The sequence below is a fragment of the uncultured Nostoc sp. genome (genome assembly GCF_937863485.1).
GTDB lineage: Bacteria > Cyanobacteriota > Cyanobacteriia > Cyanobacteriales > Nostocaceae > Nostoc.
The window spans coordinates 24,432-41,464 of record NZ_CALMFY010000045.1 but is presented as its reverse complement, the minus strand read 5'-3'; the positions used below and the strand labels follow the sequence as shown (position 1 = coordinate 41,464).

Annotated in this window: 17 protein-coding genes and 1 pseudogene; 2 read left to right on the top strand and 16 right to left on the bottom strand. The window is 42.5% G+C overall.

Annotated features, from left to right (window positions below):
• From Q0541_RS06620 to Q0541_RS06565, 12 genes and pseudogenes are all read right to left on the bottom strand, one after another.
• A pseudogene (locus Q0541_RS06620) lies at window positions 1–213 on the bottom strand (hypothetical protein); the annotation flags it as partial.
• 442 nt (window positions 214–655) lie between these two features.
• Entirely contained in the window at window positions 656–1,273 is a 618-nt protein-coding gene (locus Q0541_RS06615) for a hypothetical protein (RefSeq protein ID WP_298907296.1), read from the bottom strand.
• 598 nt (window positions 1,274–1,871) lie between these two features.
• Entirely contained in the window at window positions 1,872–2,585 is a 714-nt protein-coding gene (locus Q0541_RS06610) for an alternative oxidase (protein ID WP_298907293.1), read from the bottom strand.
• A gap of 842 nt (window positions 2,586–3,427) precedes the next feature.
• Complete coding sequence (locus Q0541_RS06605) at window positions 3,428–3,826, bottom strand: DUF1622 domain-containing protein (RefSeq protein WP_298907290.1); 399 nt, start codon at window positions 3,824–3,826, stop codon at window positions 3,428–3,430.
• Between the two features lie 12 nt (window positions 3,827–3,838).
• Complete coding sequence (locus tag Q0541_RS06600) at window positions 3,839–4,657, bottom strand: aquaporin (protein WP_298907287.1); 819 nt, start codon at window positions 4,655–4,657, stop codon at window positions 3,839–3,841.
• A gap of 132 nt (window positions 4,658–4,789) precedes the next feature.
• Complete coding sequence (locus tag Q0541_RS06595) at window positions 4,790–5,845, bottom strand: catalase family protein (protein ID WP_298907284.1); 1,056 nt, start codon at window positions 5,843–5,845, stop codon at window positions 4,790–4,792.
• A 190-nt stretch (window positions 5,846–6,035) separates the two neighbouring features.
• Complete coding sequence (locus tag Q0541_RS06590; RefSeq protein WP_298907281.1) at window positions 6,036–6,686, bottom strand: nitroreductase; 651 nt, start codon at window positions 6,684–6,686, stop codon at window positions 6,036–6,038.
• A gap of 532 nt (window positions 6,687–7,218) precedes the next feature.
• Window positions 7,219–7,626: a hypothetical protein gene (locus tag Q0541_RS06585; protein WP_298907278.1), complete on the bottom strand. Its 408-nt coding sequence runs from the start codon at window positions 7,624–7,626 to the stop codon at window positions 7,219–7,221.
• A 20-nt stretch (window positions 7,627–7,646) separates the two neighbouring features.
• The gene (locus tag Q0541_RS06580) at window positions 7,647–8,585 is read right to left on the bottom strand and encodes an NAD(P)-dependent oxidoreductase (protein ID WP_298907275.1); all 939 of its coding nucleotides are present in this window, start codon (window positions 8,583–8,585) and stop codon (window positions 7,647–7,649) included.
• A gap of 173 nt (window positions 8,586–8,758) precedes the next feature.
• Window positions 8,759–9,145 carry a nuclear transport factor 2 family protein gene (locus Q0541_RS06575; RefSeq protein WP_298907272.1) on the bottom strand — a complete coding sequence of 129 codons (387 nt, stop codon included), beginning with the start codon at window positions 9,143–9,145 and terminating at the stop codon, window positions 8,759–8,761.
• A gap of 91 nt (window positions 9,146–9,236) precedes the next feature.
• Entirely contained in the window at window positions 9,237–9,908 is a 672-nt protein-coding gene (locus Q0541_RS06570) for a response regulator transcription factor (protein WP_298907269.1), read from the bottom strand.
• Between the two features lie 267 nt (window positions 9,909–10,175).
• Entirely contained in the window at window positions 10,176–10,436 is a 261-nt protein-coding gene (locus tag Q0541_RS06565; protein WP_298907266.1) for a DUF4278 domain-containing protein, read from the bottom strand.
• A gap of 1,299 nt (window positions 10,437–11,735) precedes the next feature.
• On the opposite strand from Q0541_RS06565, the gene Q0541_RS06560 reads away from it, so the two are divergent.
• Complete coding sequence (locus Q0541_RS06560; RefSeq protein ID WP_298907263.1) at window positions 11,736–11,945, top strand: hypothetical protein; 210 nt, start codon at window positions 11,736–11,738, stop codon at window positions 11,943–11,945.
• Between the two features lie 371 nt (window positions 11,946–12,316).
• Here Q0541_RS06560 and Q0541_RS06555 read toward each other — a convergent pair whose 3' ends face one another.
• A complete protein-coding gene (locus tag Q0541_RS06555; RefSeq protein WP_298907260.1) occupies window positions 12,317–13,663 on the bottom strand; it encodes an NAD(P)/FAD-dependent oxidoreductase in 1,347 nt (448 codons plus the stop codon).
• Between the two features lie 206 nt (window positions 13,664–13,869).
• Between Q0541_RS06555 and Q0541_RS06550 the strand changes: the two genes are divergently transcribed.
• Entirely contained in the window at window positions 13,870–15,075 is a 1,206-nt protein-coding gene (locus Q0541_RS06550) for a DUF4336 domain-containing protein (RefSeq protein ID WP_298907299.1), read from the top strand.
• Window positions 15,076–15,466: 391 nt separating this feature from the next.
• Here Q0541_RS06550 and Q0541_RS06545 read toward each other — a convergent pair whose 3' ends face one another.
• From Q0541_RS06545 to Q0541_RS06535, 3 genes are all read right to left on the bottom strand, one after another.
• A complete protein-coding gene (locus tag Q0541_RS06545) occupies window positions 15,467–15,721 on the bottom strand; it encodes a hypothetical protein (protein ID WP_298907258.1) in 255 nt (84 codons plus the stop codon).
• A 91-nt stretch (window positions 15,722–15,812) separates the two neighbouring features.
• Window positions 15,813–15,992: a hypothetical protein gene (locus Q0541_RS06540; RefSeq protein WP_298907255.1), complete on the bottom strand. Its 180-nt coding sequence runs from the start codon at window positions 15,990–15,992 to the stop codon at window positions 15,813–15,815.
• Window positions 15,993–16,216: 224 nt separating this feature from the next.
• Window positions 16,217–16,429 carry a hypothetical protein gene (locus Q0541_RS06535; protein WP_298907253.1) on the bottom strand — a complete coding sequence of 71 codons (213 nt, stop codon included), beginning with the start codon at window positions 16,427–16,429 and terminating at the stop codon, window positions 16,217–16,219.
• Window positions 16,430–17,033 lie beyond the last annotated feature (604 nt).

Genomic DNA, 17,033 nt, shown 5'->3' with positions numbered 1-17,033 from the left:
TCTTTTTACCAAACTACAAATCTGCCCATCACACAACACCTTGAAAGGGCTAGTTCTAGAAGTATCTATATTTTCTAGCAGTAAGTAGAATCTTTCGTCAGAATATACAATTTTAAAATGTAAAAACTCAAATTCTAATTTGTTGTATGTCCGGTCAATTAAATTGTGACGGTGAAAGTTGGGTGTAACAGGTAAAAGCTCACAGGATTGCAACCAGATAACAGGGCAGCAAAGACATGAGCGAATGCATATAAGAGAACGTAAATCAAATGGAATTAGAGATTAAAAATATTATCTTGTCAGCTCTCGCTCTTTAGCATCAGCGATGACGTGCTGATTAGCGATCGCTTGGCTAAGATTTAGGCGTTGGCGTAGCCCGCCGCAGGCATCGCTTTCAGCCTAAGACGATGAATCGAATGATAAATGCTGATTTTTTCGTTGGTTCTTAACCTGGGTTATGATCTAGGACTAATTTAGATGCGGCCGCCCTGGTTTCAACCTCCTTTGAAAGTCAGTTTTGCTCAGGTAAATGTAGTAACAATGAGCGCTGATGCCAAGTTTTTCGCGTTACTGTTTTTGTATTTTCTTTACGTTGAAGCAACGCTGCTTTTAATTTGGAATCTTGGGAAAACAGCATTTTGCAGCTTGCAGCAGACTAATTGACTTGAGTAAGATTCGCCGAGTGGAGATGCCATTTACGCTGCTCTGGAGTTGAGCCAGGAACATCATTGACTCGTCGCAGCACATAGCTACCACGAAATCGCTGCGGAGTTCCATTTGTGGTGACGGCAGTAACAGTAACCGGAATCTCAATGTAGATTGAGCCTGCACCTGGATCTGGTCTACCGGGTTTTCCAACCTCTACAGTAACGGATGTAGTATTGGCAAAACCCTGCTTGAACTGCTCAAACGACTGCTTGCTAGCAGCGCCATTTCCCTCCCAAGCCGAGTAGGCTTGTTTATAGTCTCGACGGGCGATCGCGCTGTAATAGTCACTAATGACTTGAACTGCTTCCTGCTGAAGCGACTCAATACCAGTAGCGCTTTGTGTGGGAGAGACTAATGATGGCGTCGGACTGGAACCGCTTTGAGTAGGAGATGTTGGCGGCAGTGTCGGACTGGATGTGATCAACATTGCAACCTGTGGGGTATTCGCAGAAGATGGCTGTGATTTAAAAGAGGCATTATAGGCTGTTATGGCGATTGGAAGCAGCAGTCCTCCAATCGCCATCCGGTGCTGTTTTAACCAGATACATAAAGAAAATTTCATCATTGACAAAGATATCTCCTTGCAAATCTATTGAGTGCTTTTCAAAGATTCTACATGGTTTACAGGGACTGGATACAGCCATCGACAATCTTAAGTGTCATCAAGTTGTAGATGTTGTTATTCAAATGGTAGATAATGCTAAGTTGTCGCGCCTCCAGTATCTCCATCAAAGCGAAAATTTAAAAATAAAGACAATGCAATTATTGCAATGTAAGACTACTTCCGCTATGCTCGTTGTTGTTAGCATCGTGCCAAATTCTGCTGCGACAATCTAACCTACTTGTTCTGAAAGTTCACAATTGAATTTATTTTTCTCCATAACTAAAGTCAGAACCTTGTACCTTTAATTACGAATTACCCTTCTGTTGTGGTCGCCGCTACGCGAACAGGTAACGCTCGTACTGACACTCACGACTCACTAACGCTAACAGCAGTTCCGATGCAGAGGGAACCGTCAGACACTTGTAGATTCACCCTTGGCATCTCCTCCTCACATTCGTGAGAGGCTAGCGCCTACCGTAGGATGCCCGTACCCCTATGGAGAAGCAAGCTACGCATAGCGTCTTTTAGGAGAAGGGCTGTAGGGAGAACCCGAACTGCCTCACGAAGTAGTAATTATTTGGTCAGTTTCTCCTTCGCTCGATAAAACTTTTGTAGCTTCAAAAACAGTATGGGGACTTTTAAAAGTTAGCCGCGCTTCTGGTTTTTGGAGTGCCACCATTGTTTTCACATGTTCGCATTCGTCATCACGGATGTTCACGAACACATCGTATAGATTATCCACCTTGGGACGGCGAAATTTATGACCTGGTGCAGTCTGAACTTGATCAAACATATAGAGATCACCATCGCGATAGAAGTTGATTGCAACCTGGGGCGCTTTTTGAGCTTTCAGTTGGGCTTCATTGGTTTTCAAGTATTCGTCATAGGTGTGGTAGGCATGACCTTCAATCAGTTCCATTAGGTAGTAGGCGTAAGAGGAAAGAAACATGTAAATCGGCACAATCAACCAGTAGTAAGCCACAGCAACGTGTTGAGCGATGAAGCGATCAATCCAGTGTTGACTGCCCCCCAGTGATTCCATAATCAACAGATGATGTAATTCGTTCCAGGTTTCAGCAAAGTGAACTTTCAACAAGTCAGCTTTGCGCCAGTAACCCAGCGTCTCGTAAAGATGCAGCACTGATAGATAAGAAAAGTAAGGAACACGGGCAATGGTTTCTAGCATATAAAAGCGAGCGTAGGAACGATTTCCGTACACGACATCAATAATGAATACGAAAAAACTGACGATCAATTGAATCAAAACTTTCATGGTATATTCCTCCAAAATCAGAACACATTACTGATTCACAAATTATCAGATCCGATAGACGTAAGTTTGGTTTCTTGGGTCAACCCAACACCCACATGGGTTATGGTATTGCTAACCCATCCGACAAATAATTAAGGTTACTAAACTCTAGCCTCAAGCTTCTGCCTTTACTGCTTCAATAATCAGATTTGCTACTTCAGTAGAGTGTGAAACCATTGAAAAAGAGGTAAAGCAAATGGGATAGAAAAGAGTTGGTATTCGACACTTAGGCGTCGCCCTTCTCTAAGAAAGGCTGGCGCTTAGGGCGTAGCTATGCCGCAGGCTTTATGACGCTGCTCAGGCTAAACTTAGTAACCACTCCACCGGAACAAGAACCACGTTTTCAAGTCTGATAATCCCACTGCACTGATATTTTTTCCACGTTGAAGCAACGCCGCTTTCAGCTTGGAATTCTGTCTGAGAAATCAACGTTTTGCCTTCCATCATTTCCTCCCTAAGAAATGAGAATTAATTAAAAATTAAAAATGTCTGCTAATGGGGTTTTTATTTTTAATTTTGCATTGTCCTAAGTTCATCTGCTTTAATTATGCAATAGCAGTTCAATCGATTCTATGAGCTAGCTCATACTTGAAATGGTCTAACGATCGCCCTTGTGCCCATCAACCAGAATTTATCATGTTCCTGCACATAAGTAAGTCGATGTTACAATTTGTAGTTGGAATAAATCAAGAGGTAAGTGAGTTTTAGCCTAATTTATCTTTCTTTACATAGTTTGGTTTTATTGTACTGACTTACTTACTTAGACCTTTACTGATTTTGCCGTCCTGAGAGTGGCCTGTTTCTCACAATTCTCGTACTTCTCGTTGTAAAAAGAAGTTGAGAAAGGTACGGATACCAGTAATCGCTGCAAGTTTTGCCACTGCATCCCACGAGGGGGAAATAGCTGTGCCGACGATATCGGCAGCTAATAGAAATTCCAGCGCTAAGGCTAACACTACTCCTAGTTCTAAACGGATCGTTTCTTGGAGAACTCGATCGCGTCTCCAGAGATAAAAGATTTTTCGGAGTGTGAGAATGGGTGCGATCGCAACTGTTAAAATTGCAATACCTTCTAGAAAAACTTTCAAAAAGATTGCGAATTCTTGCAATAGTCCTTCTGCCAAAAGTGTGAACTTAGAGGTGTGCTCTACACCAGAGGCAGAATCTAAGACAATGGCTATCCAAGTAGCATAAATTGACATACCCATCTAAGCTCATCTGTTCGAGTAAGGGTGATGCTGGAAATGAGGCAGTTTGACATTTTTAAAAATACTGGGGTAATTAAAAGCGTGATAGAGTTTTCCAGTCAGAACATCCCGTTCGCCTAGTGTGATCAGCCGAAACGCTCCCACAGCGATCGCAGCACCCATTGGCGGAGCAATCCAATAAATCCACTGGTGATGCCAATTTCCACTCACCAGTGCAGGAGCGAAACTCCGCGCCGGATTGAGACTTGTTCCCGAAATTGGAGCTTCTTGCCACACCATCCCGGCAATTAAAAGCCAAAGGATCAAAGGTGTCCAGCGCATCAGCCGATGATGACTGATAAAGATAAAAATCGTCAACACTAAGAGAAATGTAATCGTGACTTCTGATAAAAATACCATCCACAGGGGATAATTCAACCCAGGCAGCGTCATGCCGTTACTAACGCTTCTAGCATAATCTCCCCACAGGGTCACAAGCAGTAACACAGCAGCGATCGCTCCCAGAAACTGTCCAATCACAAAGCCAATAAAATCTTGGAGGTGCATCTTGCCATGTATCCAAAATGCAAGTGAGACAGAAGGATTAATGTGAGAGCCACTTAGTTTCCCGATCGGAGAAACGGCTACAATCGCTCCACTTCCAGCAAAAATTAGTCCCGTAATCAACCGCCGAATACTTGAATCAGGCACAAGCTGTTCTATTGGCAAACCGTGCCCAAAATTAAAGACGATTGCACTCAAGCCGATGAAAATATTGAAAGCGGCTCCCAAGAATTCTGCAAAGTATTCGCGCCAATGCCACTGATTCGGATCGCTAAAATGCATAGATAATGAGTTTTGTCAAGGAATTTGGGTTAAGCCAAGCAATTAGTTAGAAAGAGCAATCGTTAGTGTTGTAGATATTGCCAGACACTACTTTCACCAACAACAATTGGTGGAAGTAGTTGGCAAGCAAAATTATTCAGGATTGTCTAAAACTGAACTGTATGCTTGCGGTTCTTCGATGCGGTGGTGTATGTTACTCCGTCGAGCCTTTACTACCTCCTGGTAAACTTTTTTACGAGCTAAATTGACGCTACCCAGAGGTTCGTGTTCGGGCAGGGTGTGCCAAGCCATGAACGATAGTCCCTCATCCAACCGCTTCCGCTCCTCGAAGTCAAATTTCTGAGATGGAACTGTGATGGTTGCAAGCTTGATAAACGGTGAGTCCTTCTCTTCCCACTCCTGCATTGGATCTTCAATTGGAGTTTTCTCATCGTTGACATAAAGCTGCACCAAGAAGTCAAAGGTTGCATCTTTGCCCTCTTCCGACAGATATTTGACGACTGCCTCACGCAGGTAAGTTTCGGAAGTGGGGTTTGAACCTGGAGCATCTTGCTGATGAGGTTTTACCGAAAACTTGATGGACACCGAGCCAAGTTTATAGGGAGTGGTACTCCAATATTGGATCAGCAGCGGATTTGCAACTTGTTTGCTCGTAACCGCTTTGAGGACTTCAAACGTGGATTGTAGCGATCGCAGTTCTTCTTCATTTGCTTGACCAACACTTGCTTTCGTCAGGTTGGCAAACCCTTGGGCATCGTGGACAAAGAAGACCGGATGATTAATCATCAAAAAGTCTTGGGTTTCCTGCTCATCATCCAGCACTTTTTCACCCTCTACCTGTAAGAGTTTGATAGCGAGTGCCCGAACATCGGGATTAAGGTCTGACGAGAGTTTACCGCGCTTTTCTGCGGGGGAAGCATTGGAGAGCCTCATCCAAAGTGGGTAGGTTTTGGACTGGGCAAAGATACCCACCTTCAATGATTCAGGAATATTTTCCTCAACTTTGAACTCTCCCCAAACCAAGCCGTGACTTTTAGGATGGTCTTTTCGCAGGTCTGGACCCTTCTGGGCTTGAACATTAAGATCAATGTCCACGATGGTATTAGTGGCCGCTTCTTGAGCAGCAGTGTCCAAGATGGTGTTGGTAGTCGTTTCTTGGGTAGCAGTGGATAGATTAGATTGGCTCATGGTTCTTTCTCCTTATAGCAAGACAGTGGGAGTGCAGACTGCAAATATGCAATGCCGATTAGCTTGACTGACTTACAGCGACCGAAAATTGTTTGATGTTAAATTAATTTGTTTTACAGAGGTGAACCTGTCTGTCGTAGGCACAATGAATTTCTTTTTGATAATTCTATGATCAAAAGACAGTCTTTTTCTAATTGTCGAGAAACAAGACATTTTTCTCAACAGCCTCACGGCTTATATGCAGACTATTAGCAGGAAAATCAGGATCGGAATAACCAACGGCTAAACCACAAATGATCAATAATTCTGGTGGGATGTTCAATTCGCTGCGGATAATTTCGGGATAAGCCGCTAGCGAAACCTCTACGCAGGTGCCAATGCCGCGAGCGGTTAGGCACAACACCAGCGTTTGTAAATACATCCCCACACTCAAAGCATCTGCAACGCCCAAATCTTGGTGCATACAGACGATACCAACCACTGGTGCGCCAAAAAATTCGTAATTACGCAGAAGGGCTAGCTGTCTATTCACTTTATCGTCACGAGCAATCCCCATAGCCCCATAGACTTGCGCGCCCAGTTCCTGGCGGTAATGCTGGAAGGACTCCGGCAGCCCAAAGCTGTAGGGCGGCTGCTGCTTGGCTTGATTTAGCAAAGTCTCTTGCAGACGATCACGGCGATCGCCTTGGGCAAACACCAACCGCCACGGCTGGATGTTTGAATTCGACGGTGCGTGCTGCGCTAGAGCAAGGGCTTCATCGAGTAAAGCCTGTGGCACTGGTTGGGATAAGAATTTGCGTGTTGAGTGCCGATCTTTAATAGTTTGGTCGAGATCAAACATATTTTATCAACCTCTGGGAAAAATAAATGTGAACGCTCAACCGGGATTTTTTGAATTTGCCTAATAAATATGCTCTGCTAATCTTTGGATGCCTAAGCCAGGAAGTCAGCCCCTTTGGGAAAGTCAAAAGTCACCACCTGATTTATAGCAATTTAGGACTTACGCGCAAGTTACGGAATAACGTAGACGCATTGGCGCAGCCTCTCGTAGAGAAGCGGCTTGCCGCAGGCTACCGCAGAGGCACAGAGAAGCCAGTGCGCCCTTGCGGTTTCCCGACTTAAAGCAACTGGTGCGGCACAGAGAAATCAGAGTTTGAGACATATTTTGCGTAAGTCCTACAATTCTTTAAAATCAAGCAACAGATCCAAGCCCAAGATATATCCGGCTTGCTTAATTACGAATTGGTATATTAGATACCGAGCGCTGAGAAATTGGATAATTCGCTGTGTGTCTAATGAAAGAAAACTGCTCTAAATTGAGAGCAAGCAGGTGAACAACAACGGACGATGGTGGTTAAAATCATCAAGACAACTCATATAACCTTTTCTGGTTGCTGAATCGTTTTCAATGCCCAGATGCCAATCCAACAGCCGAATCCATCCACAATTAATATTAGGATGGCTGTAATTTGGAAAAGCAGACCCCAACCTGCAAAGGAAACTTGAGACAGATGATCGGGACTAATCACCAGCAAATGATTGTAGATTCCAAAAAGAAGCGATGCTGCTATTGAACTGAGCAAGAGCCAGCTACCAATGCGGTAGAACTGTGTCCAAAGTAAAACGGTTGCAATCATGGGAATCGGAAAAATCACAATACCCACAAATAAACTCTGAAGGAGAGAGAGGGAAACTGGGATTTCCACATGTGCTAAACCATGCAGTCCGTTGATGAGCGTATGGATGACCACGATCGCTGTTCCATATTGAGCAATCTTCATATTTCTTCTCCCTTAAATTGTTAACTAGCATGAGCCACGGCGGTGTTAACCATCCATTCCAAGGGTCGAGGCTGAAAATTTAATTCGCGTTTTGCCTTAGCATTCGATGCCCCTCGCATCTGAGTACCATAATAAACAGCATCTGCACCACTAAGAAGCAGAGTATCCTCAACCGATACCTGCAAAGGTGGTGGAGCTTTGAGCCATTGGGCATAAGCAGAAAGCCACACGCGCACTTCTAAAGGGCGATCATCCGTAATCAGATAAATGCCAGGATTGCCCTGTTCCACTGCTGCAACTGTGGCGATCGCCGCATCTTCAATATGTAACCACGACCATACGCCTTCGCCATTCCCAACAATCGGGAACTGTTGCTGTCGCACCTGTTTAGCAACGTCGCCATCGGGGGCAAACCAAGTGCCTGGCCCGTAGAAGAAGCCATAACGCAGGGCAATTCCTTCTATATTGGGGTTCTCTAATAAGCGACGCTCAATTTCAGTCACTGTGAGAATGTCTGCTGCAACCGCAGGCGAGGCATCAAAAGCTAGTGGCGTTTCTTCGTCTGCCAATCCAGTACCGGGAACCGCCCAGAATGCGATGGATTGCCTTAAGTAACGGCGCACACCTGCCGCTTGCGCTGCCGTCAGCACATTGGCACCCCCTTCTCGACGGATGCGAGAGTTTAGTGCTGCTGCTGCACCCATCGATTCGCCCGTATAAGTTTTAGGCAAGGAGGTCAGTTGTTCAATCACCACTTCCGGCTGAACGCTGTTGATGGCAGCTTTGACAGCATCTGCATCGAACACATCTGCGATCGCAGATTCCACGCCTTGTTCAGCTAAAGTTTGTGCTCTTTCTGGAGAACGGGTCAACGCGACTACATCGTGTCCTTGCGCCTGCAATTGTGCAATCAGCGGACGACCGATCGCTCCTGTTGCGCCTGCAACAAAAATTTTCATCTGTAAACCTCCTGTTAAAATCTGTGAAATATTTATAGATTAAGACGAAAGAGAATCGCTGGTCGTGACAATATAAGTTTCAAACTTGAAATAGCGATCGCTCTTTCCACTGATGAACCTGATCAGCATGTTTGAGTTCAGCTGTGCCTTCAGATGTTAGTTCAAATGACTTGTTAGGCTGATGTCAATGCCGCATTCATTACATCAGTATCAATATAAACCTCTAATCGCCCAATTTTTTCTTCCTTAATTGTCCAGATGTGAGCCAAATTACAACTGAACTTTTTTCCAGTTAGCTTTGCTACGCCACTAGTCTTGCCGATCGCAACTATTTGAGCGCCAGCTTGAATGTAGTGAGATATTTCGACTGAAGAATCAATCAGCGGAAAAATCTTTGAAAAAAAAACTTTTATCTGATCAAAACCACGATACTGACCACCCCAAGGTAGTTCTTCAGTTTGGTAAAATTCAACATTAGGGGACATGAGAGACAAATAATTGGAAATATCTTTTTCTCCTAAATATATGTAAGCCTTTTTGACAATCTCTAGAGCATTCATTTTGATATTTTCCTCATGTTTACTAAACCTAATGACATCTTTCACCAAGCTTGATCAAGCTACGCCAATTATAAAAAATATTTTCCTGCTATTAAGCCGGAATTAAACCAAACTTGAAAGCAGTGACAACAGCTTGAGTCCGGCTAGTAACCTGCAACTTTTTGAAAATGCTTGTGAGATGAGCTTTAACAGTTGCTACTGTAATATATAAATGTTTGGCGATTTCTTCATTAGAGTCTCCTTGCAATAACCAATGCAGAATTTCTTGTTCCCGTTCTGTTATCTGAAGCTTTTGACGTGTTAAAACAGAAGCCTCTGAATCAGCCCAGAATCGCCGGAAAAACCCACTGGCAACTTCTGTAGGCAGATAAATCTCAGACTTAAGTGCAGTAGCGATCGCCTCACACAATTGAGTTACCAAACGATTTTTAAAGATATAACCTGCGGCTCCTGCCTGCATTGCTCGAAAAATGGCATCATCATCTTGATGATCTGACAATATTAAAACTTTGCCAATAAAACCTATCTCTTTTAAACGTATGAGAGTTGCAATTCCATTATCCAAAATTAATCCTAAATCAAGAAGAATCAGGGCGGGTTGTTTTTGAGTAACAAAATTTACAGCTTGCTCGACAGATGCAGCTTCAGCCACAATTTCTAGGGGTAATTGCCCATTGTTACTATAAAAATTAAGGAGAATATGTAATTCTTGGCGAAAGTCTTGATCCTCATCTACAAGAAGTACTGGAAGTAATTGATCCATAGTCATGTTAAAACTCTCCTACAAGGACTTCAGGGTTCTGCAAGGAATTCATGGATTGGGTAGTATGTTAACGCTCTCTTTTTAGACATAATTGCTACTCCCAGTTCTTGTACTGCCTAACTAATGTTGATTGAATTTGAAACGACTATACAGTCAGGATCTGTAAAACCTAACCAATTTTTAGATGTGAAGCATTCACAAATCTGACTTTTCCTGTTTTCTTTTTAGAGGATGCATGGACACAAAGCGGGTTGTTGTCAGACATCGCTATCCGAAATTCCTATTTTCTGCGGCAAAAGAACCATTTACAGTATAGACAACTTCTCTATAAATCAATTTATTAGTTACTGATGGAGTCATAACTTCTTTTGATTGGGAGTTAGGATCAATATGATAATTAACTCCACGGTAAATCAGATTATAAACTGAACCAGTCCGACGAACTGGCTGAAATGGTTTTTGTGTTTTCCTACTTTCAAGCTGTGATGAGTCTAATTCGTAGCTAAGACCGCGATAGTAAAGTTTCATATTTGCCTCGTTAATTGTGCTTAAGATATGGTTGCTTAGGTAATGAAATGCTTCGCTTTCTTTTATATGGGTGCATTCCAAATTAATTTATGCACTTTTGAGATGCACTTAAAATTTAGTTTGAAATTACTTCTAGCACTCCTAAATGAGTTGTCAGAAAATTTACCCCTAAGCTAATATCGTCTCTCCTTGGGTAAAATAGACTGTAGGAGGGTTACAACAATTAATTTCCACACCCTTTTTGTGATAATCTGTATTTATACATAATCACTCCTCCCAGTTGTTGTACCGCTTAACTAATGTTGATTGAATTATGAAATGACTATACAGTCAAGGTCTGTGAAACCTAACCAATTTTAGACAGGAGACATTCACAGACCATTGTTGGTTGTAACAAGTAGATAATTCCGTTGACATATATTGTTTATCTTGATGATGTGAAACTTTAGTTCTATATATCTATGGGTATGAGCAAATCTATATTATGCAGCTAGTGAGAAAAATTATTTCCTCATTGTCGTAACACTTATTTGCGATAACAAACATTTTCCACAGTGCTTGTCTGTCAAACATGGGCTGCTTGTAGCTTTTAGTTGTAGTTATGGAAAACAATAACTGTATTACATCAGTCTTCTCTTCATACTATTTTTTTGGCAAAGGTATTGACCTTGAAAATAGTCTTTAATTAACTTAAACAAAAAGGTAGCTGAAATCACAACCATCAATGTAAAAGCCTGCTATTTGAAAACTCACCTTGTAAAGAAAATTTAATAATTATTTGCAATTGCTGAATCATCTGCTGTAATATTTTTGATGTTTAAAGTATTTTTAATATGGAGACTGCGCTCAATATTTTTGTTTAAGCATCGCTGGAGGCAAGACAGCAAGATGAGCCAGTGGTATTTAAATCTATGGGTAATGATTGGCTGTACTTTGTATTTGCTAAGGTGTGATCAACCGATCAGAACAATTAGCTATTAAAGTTTACTCAAAAATAATTGATAAAAATTTATCTTTTCTTAAGATTTATTCATCTTTTTGATCCTCAGAGACTCGAAAAAGATAAAATCGCGATCGCGATTTTATTTTATAAAAGTAAACGCCGACAAGGCCCTATGAAGGCGATGTCTGCGGCGGGCTGCGCCATCGCATCCTTGATTGCCCTGAAGAGATATTTAGTTCAAACGTACTAGAAATTAAGAGGTTAAGTTTTGGATGGGTGCGCTTATATTTGCTCTATAGCTGTTAACATAAAGGTTTGGAGTTTTGCACTCCTGACTAGTCTAAACTCCAGTAAAAATGAATTTAATCGATAATAATTTCAATCAGGTAGTCGAAGTTGGGGTTGTGCTACACGCAACCCCAACTTGTGGTGCGCGATCACATGAATCGACGGATGTAAAAAACCTAGAATTTGACAACCCGCAACTTGGGTTAAGTAATTGTGAGACTTTAGGAACTGCAACCCAACAGTGCATTCGCCATTCCAGATTTTTACGATGCAGCTAAAGTTATTCACTGCGCTGACAGTATACGGAAACTGGTAAAGTTAGTGTTATTTGAGCAAAAAGAATTCAAGAAGTATAAATGGTACGTCTCCTGTCTCATTGACTAACCTAACCTTGCCATAGCTGGTGAGGACTGATGTAGTCCGGTGTCAGCAAAGCATCAAAATTATGATTTCAACACTCTCAACACCTGTAATATCTTCTTAACTGCCGTTTTCTCTGACTCCATCTCCTGAACTCGACTCAGTAAATACATTGGGATGGACTTTTTCTTGGAACAGCTAATCTTCGCCCAAGATTTCTCATCAACACGGTATTCATTACTCTAATAACCCCTTGTACCATCGTTGACTAATGCTGTGATAACTGAAGTTACAGAGGTGTCACAGAAGGCTGTTGCACGCTATTGTTAACAGTTTTTGCTTCTACAATAGGTTCTCGACCTGTAATCAATCTAGAGCGACGATTACGAGTGATGTAATTCCACGCCCACTGAAATACTACTAGTAATTTAGTGTCAAACTCGATTAAAAAGTAGATGTGAACTAGTAGCCAAAATGCCCAAGCAAGGAAACCTGTGAGTTTGATGAAGCCTAAATCTACAACAGCTAAATTTTGCCCAATCATCGCCAAACTACCCACATCGTTGTAATGAAATTGTGGCAAAGTATGACCTTTAAGCCGTCGTTGAATTAGTTTACCTACATACTCTCCCTGTTGTTTAGCTACAGGTGCAACACCAGGTAAGACTTTACTATCTTGGTGGGTGAAGTTAGCTAAATCTCCAATTACGAAAATGTTGTCATAACCCTCGATAGACAAGTCAGGTTCTACAATTACACGCCCAGAGTAATCGCACTCTACACCTGTACTTTCTGCTAAGACTTTCCCCATTGGGGAACCTTGGACACCTGCTGCCCACAATATAGTTTTTGAGGTAATTTCTGTAAATTCATTGCCTTTCTTGAAAGTAACGATATCACCTTCAATATTTGTCACCCTGGTGTGAGTGTGGAGTTCGACACCCAACTTTTGCAAAGCTACTGCTGCTGATTTCGATAACTCTGGCGCAATGTGTGGGAGGATGCGAGGGCCCCCTTGTAATAGTAAAATTTTCGTTTCTGAAGTGTTGATGCTGCGGAAATCTTCTTTGAGAGTTTTGTGTGCCAACTCGGCGATCGCACCTGCTAATTCTACACCAGTCGGGCCACCCCCCACAATTACAAAAGTCAAGAAAGCACGGCGAATTTCTGGATTAGTTTCTTTTTCTGCTGCTTCAAATGCGCCAAATATCCGGCGACGCATTTCTATCGCATCTTCCACACTTTTCAAACCAGGAGCAACTTTTTCCCAGTTTTCCTTACCAAAATAGGAATGGTTAGCACCTGTTGCGACAATTAATGTATCATAAGGTACTACTTCATCACCCAAAAAAACTTGTTGCGCTTTTGGATCAATATTATTTACTTCTCCCAACAACACCTTTGTATTCTTACTTTTCTTAAATACAGATCGCAATGGTGCAGAAATATCAGAAGGTGATAGCGTACCTGTGGCAACTTGATATAAAAGCGGCTGAAATAGGTGAAAGTTACGTTTATCAATGAGAGTAACATTTACATTCGCTGTATTCAGACCCTTTGCTGCATACAGTCCACCAAAGCCACCACCAACGATAACTACCTGATGTGGTACATTCTTCTCAAGTGAGACTACCATAAAAAATATTTCCTTGTGTTAAGAAGTTGTAACTATTCTTAACAAAGATATAACAGAATTATTATGCAGGTTGCCGTTTATTTAGAACAATTGAAAAAATAATGAAAGTAGTCAAAGTTAGTAATTAAGTGATTATCAGGCAGGACAATGGAACGACGATGAACTCACTTGGATCTAAGTCGAAGGTAGAACAACAAGAGCAAGGGATGTATCCTTTGAGCCATTCAAAAGATTGGTCATGGCCATTCTGGCCTGCTGTCCCACTCTACCCCTACAGTAGGCGGCGGACACTTCGCAAGGAAATAGTTTTGAACACTATCTGGACATTCGATCAGCTTCACGGCATTCTCTACGCCATCGTGCCGATTCGCATGACTATCGTCAAACTCGCTGCTGGAGGTCTTCTAGTCTATGCACCCGTTGCTCCAACAACTGAGTGTGTCCGCTTGGTTAATGAGTTGGTAGCAAAGTACGGTGAAGTTAAGTACATCATACTGCCAACCAGTTCTGGTCTAGAGCATAAAGTCTTCGTTGGCCCCTTTTCTAGATATTTTCCTCAAGCACAAGTCTTTGTTGCCCCACACCAATGGAGTTTCCCGTTCAACCTACCGCTTAGTTGGCTAGGCTTTCCCAAAAAACGAACTAAAGAACTCCCACTCGACTCAAGCCTTGCTCCCTTCGCTTATGAGTTTGACTATGCAATCTTGGACATCAATTTGGGACGAGGTTCTTTTGCAGAAGTTGCAGTGTTTCACAAGCGATCGCGCACTCTACTTGTAACTGATTCTATAGTTTCTGTTCCAGTTGACCCACCAGAAATCCTCCAATTAGATCCTTATCCCTTACTGTTTCATGCAAGGGACAATGCTTTGGAGATGCTCGAAGACAATGAAGACAACCGTCGCAAGGGATGGCAACGCATTTCATTGTTTGCGCTTTACTTGCGTCCTAGTGCGCTGGAAGTTACTCCAATCGCACAGATGTTTCGTGATGCTTTCAAAGCACCACAGCGATCGCTAAAAACCTACTTTGGTTTATTTCCTTTTCGCTGGCAAGAAACCTGGAAGCAAGCATTTGATGCTCTACAAGGTCAAGGGCGACCATTTGTTGCACCGATTTTGCAAATCCTCATTCTTCCCCAAGCACCAAAACAAGTCCTCAACTGGGCTGATACAGTTGCAAGTTGGGATTTTCAGCAGATTATTCCCTGTCACTTTGACTCGCAAATTTTAGCAAATCCGCGTCAATTTCGGCAAGCATTTGCTTTCCTTGAAAAAAATCCCTCTGTAAGTAATGACTTTTCTTCTAACGAAAGCCAGCCTCTATTGTCGGACGACTTAAAATTCATTAAGGAACTTGAAGCGAGTCTAGTTAAGCGCGGTATCGCAACGCCAGCTAAAGAGAAGATATAATCATGGCATTCTACTACCGCTTCCGTCGATAGTTTACGGTCATAAACTGATACCACTGCTCGTCGGGAACCCAGTACATGAGATGTGATCACCCGATGATTATCACTCTTGAACTCGATTAGATATCTTTGACATCCACTCAAAAATTTTCCCTTGTCAATTTGCTACGAATTTATGCAAAGCTGTACTTAGACCTTCCGGGTTTCTTTTTTCCCGTACTAATTTTGTAGGATAGTCTGTGCAAATTGCTTTATCCGTTCTTCCATCCCGTGGAGGGCGATATTTGCCAGCAAATGAAATATTGCTGCTTTTATGCTTAATCACACGCCATCCAATTGGCACAGCACGTCCACGATATCGCCGCTACTTGGAAACTTCTCTACTTAGATTCTCACCTAAGAAACTGCAACAGATTTAAATTTTCTAGTAACAACACAGCAGGTAATAACTGCCCCTTGTTAAAATCTGGTTGACAAATCGAATTCTCCCCAGCTTCTAACTGCGGTTTTGCCCGTTTAGCATCACGATTCGTCAAAAACTCTCGCCCCAGTGTCAAATAATAGTGCATCCGCAGTTGGGGATAGCAGCCGTTATCATCTCTCTCGACTAAATCCAGTGTAACTTCAACTTCATAACAACGGGACAATTCGGCCTTGCGCTGCTGATGTCGTTCGGTTTTCGTTTTTGCCTGTTTGTCTTACAGCTTCTTGAGTTCAGTCCCAGAGAGTTCAACAGAATTAGCGATCGCGCAATTGTCCATCATTGCAACGGGAGATTTTGGGACTATAGAGCAGATATTCGTAGGATAAAGTCCCAAAGAGCGATTTCACATTCAGGTGAAAGATTTCTTCGTCAACTCTACTGTTGAGCCATTCAGTTAAATGTTTAGCTTGAGAATCAGACTCGATTATACGCATATTTCCTCCGATATTTTGACGTCAAAAAATGGAGCGGCATTGTACATGCCGCTGGTTCAACTTTTTGTGAGAGTTTGTGCTGGCTATGAAGCCGTGACCAAGCCAGTTACAGCGTTATTTCCCCCCTCCGGTGTGCGGTCGAAACGTCAAATTAATACGTGTGCTAACCACTTTGTTGGTTTTAGGAACCTAGTGCAGATGAGTAGACTGACAGCCTGGGTGCTTCACTTGCAAGCTGCCGTGTTCCAGCTAAAAGTCCGTTGGTCTACCACCGATGGCTTTGATTTGGAATTTGCGACATGACCCCAGGCTGACTGATGCGAGCGATCGCAGGGTTGAATTCCATCGAAGATTCGTTGTCTACGTGCCAGGCGGATAGAATCAATACCATTTCGGTACTGATTACCAATGACAATGCGAAACTTGTGCGTAGGCATCGGGCAAGTGTAGTATCGCGAAATTTCTCTTTGCCGTTGACCATCACTAGCCACGGTTGGGTGACTAAATTATCGTGGTCGTATGCAATGTAGGCTATCAGTTCTTTTCCACAGTAGACCTCGTAGTGGTAGAAGTTGATTTCTACTGTTGTCAGTGGTTCAAAAGCTATGGCTTGGGCTTGGGTTGCGATGAACTGGTCGAGTTCGGTTTCGGCTGTGGCTTGTTCGTCTGTGACTTTGTGAGTTTGGGTCGATTAGTGAGCGATGATTGCGTTTACCCAAATGTCAGCCGCTCTCTTGTCCCCCTTAGGTGTTACGCCGAGTTCGGCGGCGATTCTTTTGAGGCAGGGGAGGTATAACGAGAGAGTGCTTGCTGTGTGTATTTCGGATATGTCATGATATAGATTCCTGTAAAGGGTTCAAAAGACGACGCTTTTGCTTACCAGGCTTGGGGTGTCGTATTTTGTTATTACTATATTACATACTATCAGTAAATAATATAATAGATAGTTATATGATAGTTAGTTATCTATTAAGCTACTGACATTGCTCTCTTCAAATGGAGTATGGTATAAGTACTCAAGAAAAATCAGAGTCGCGGCAC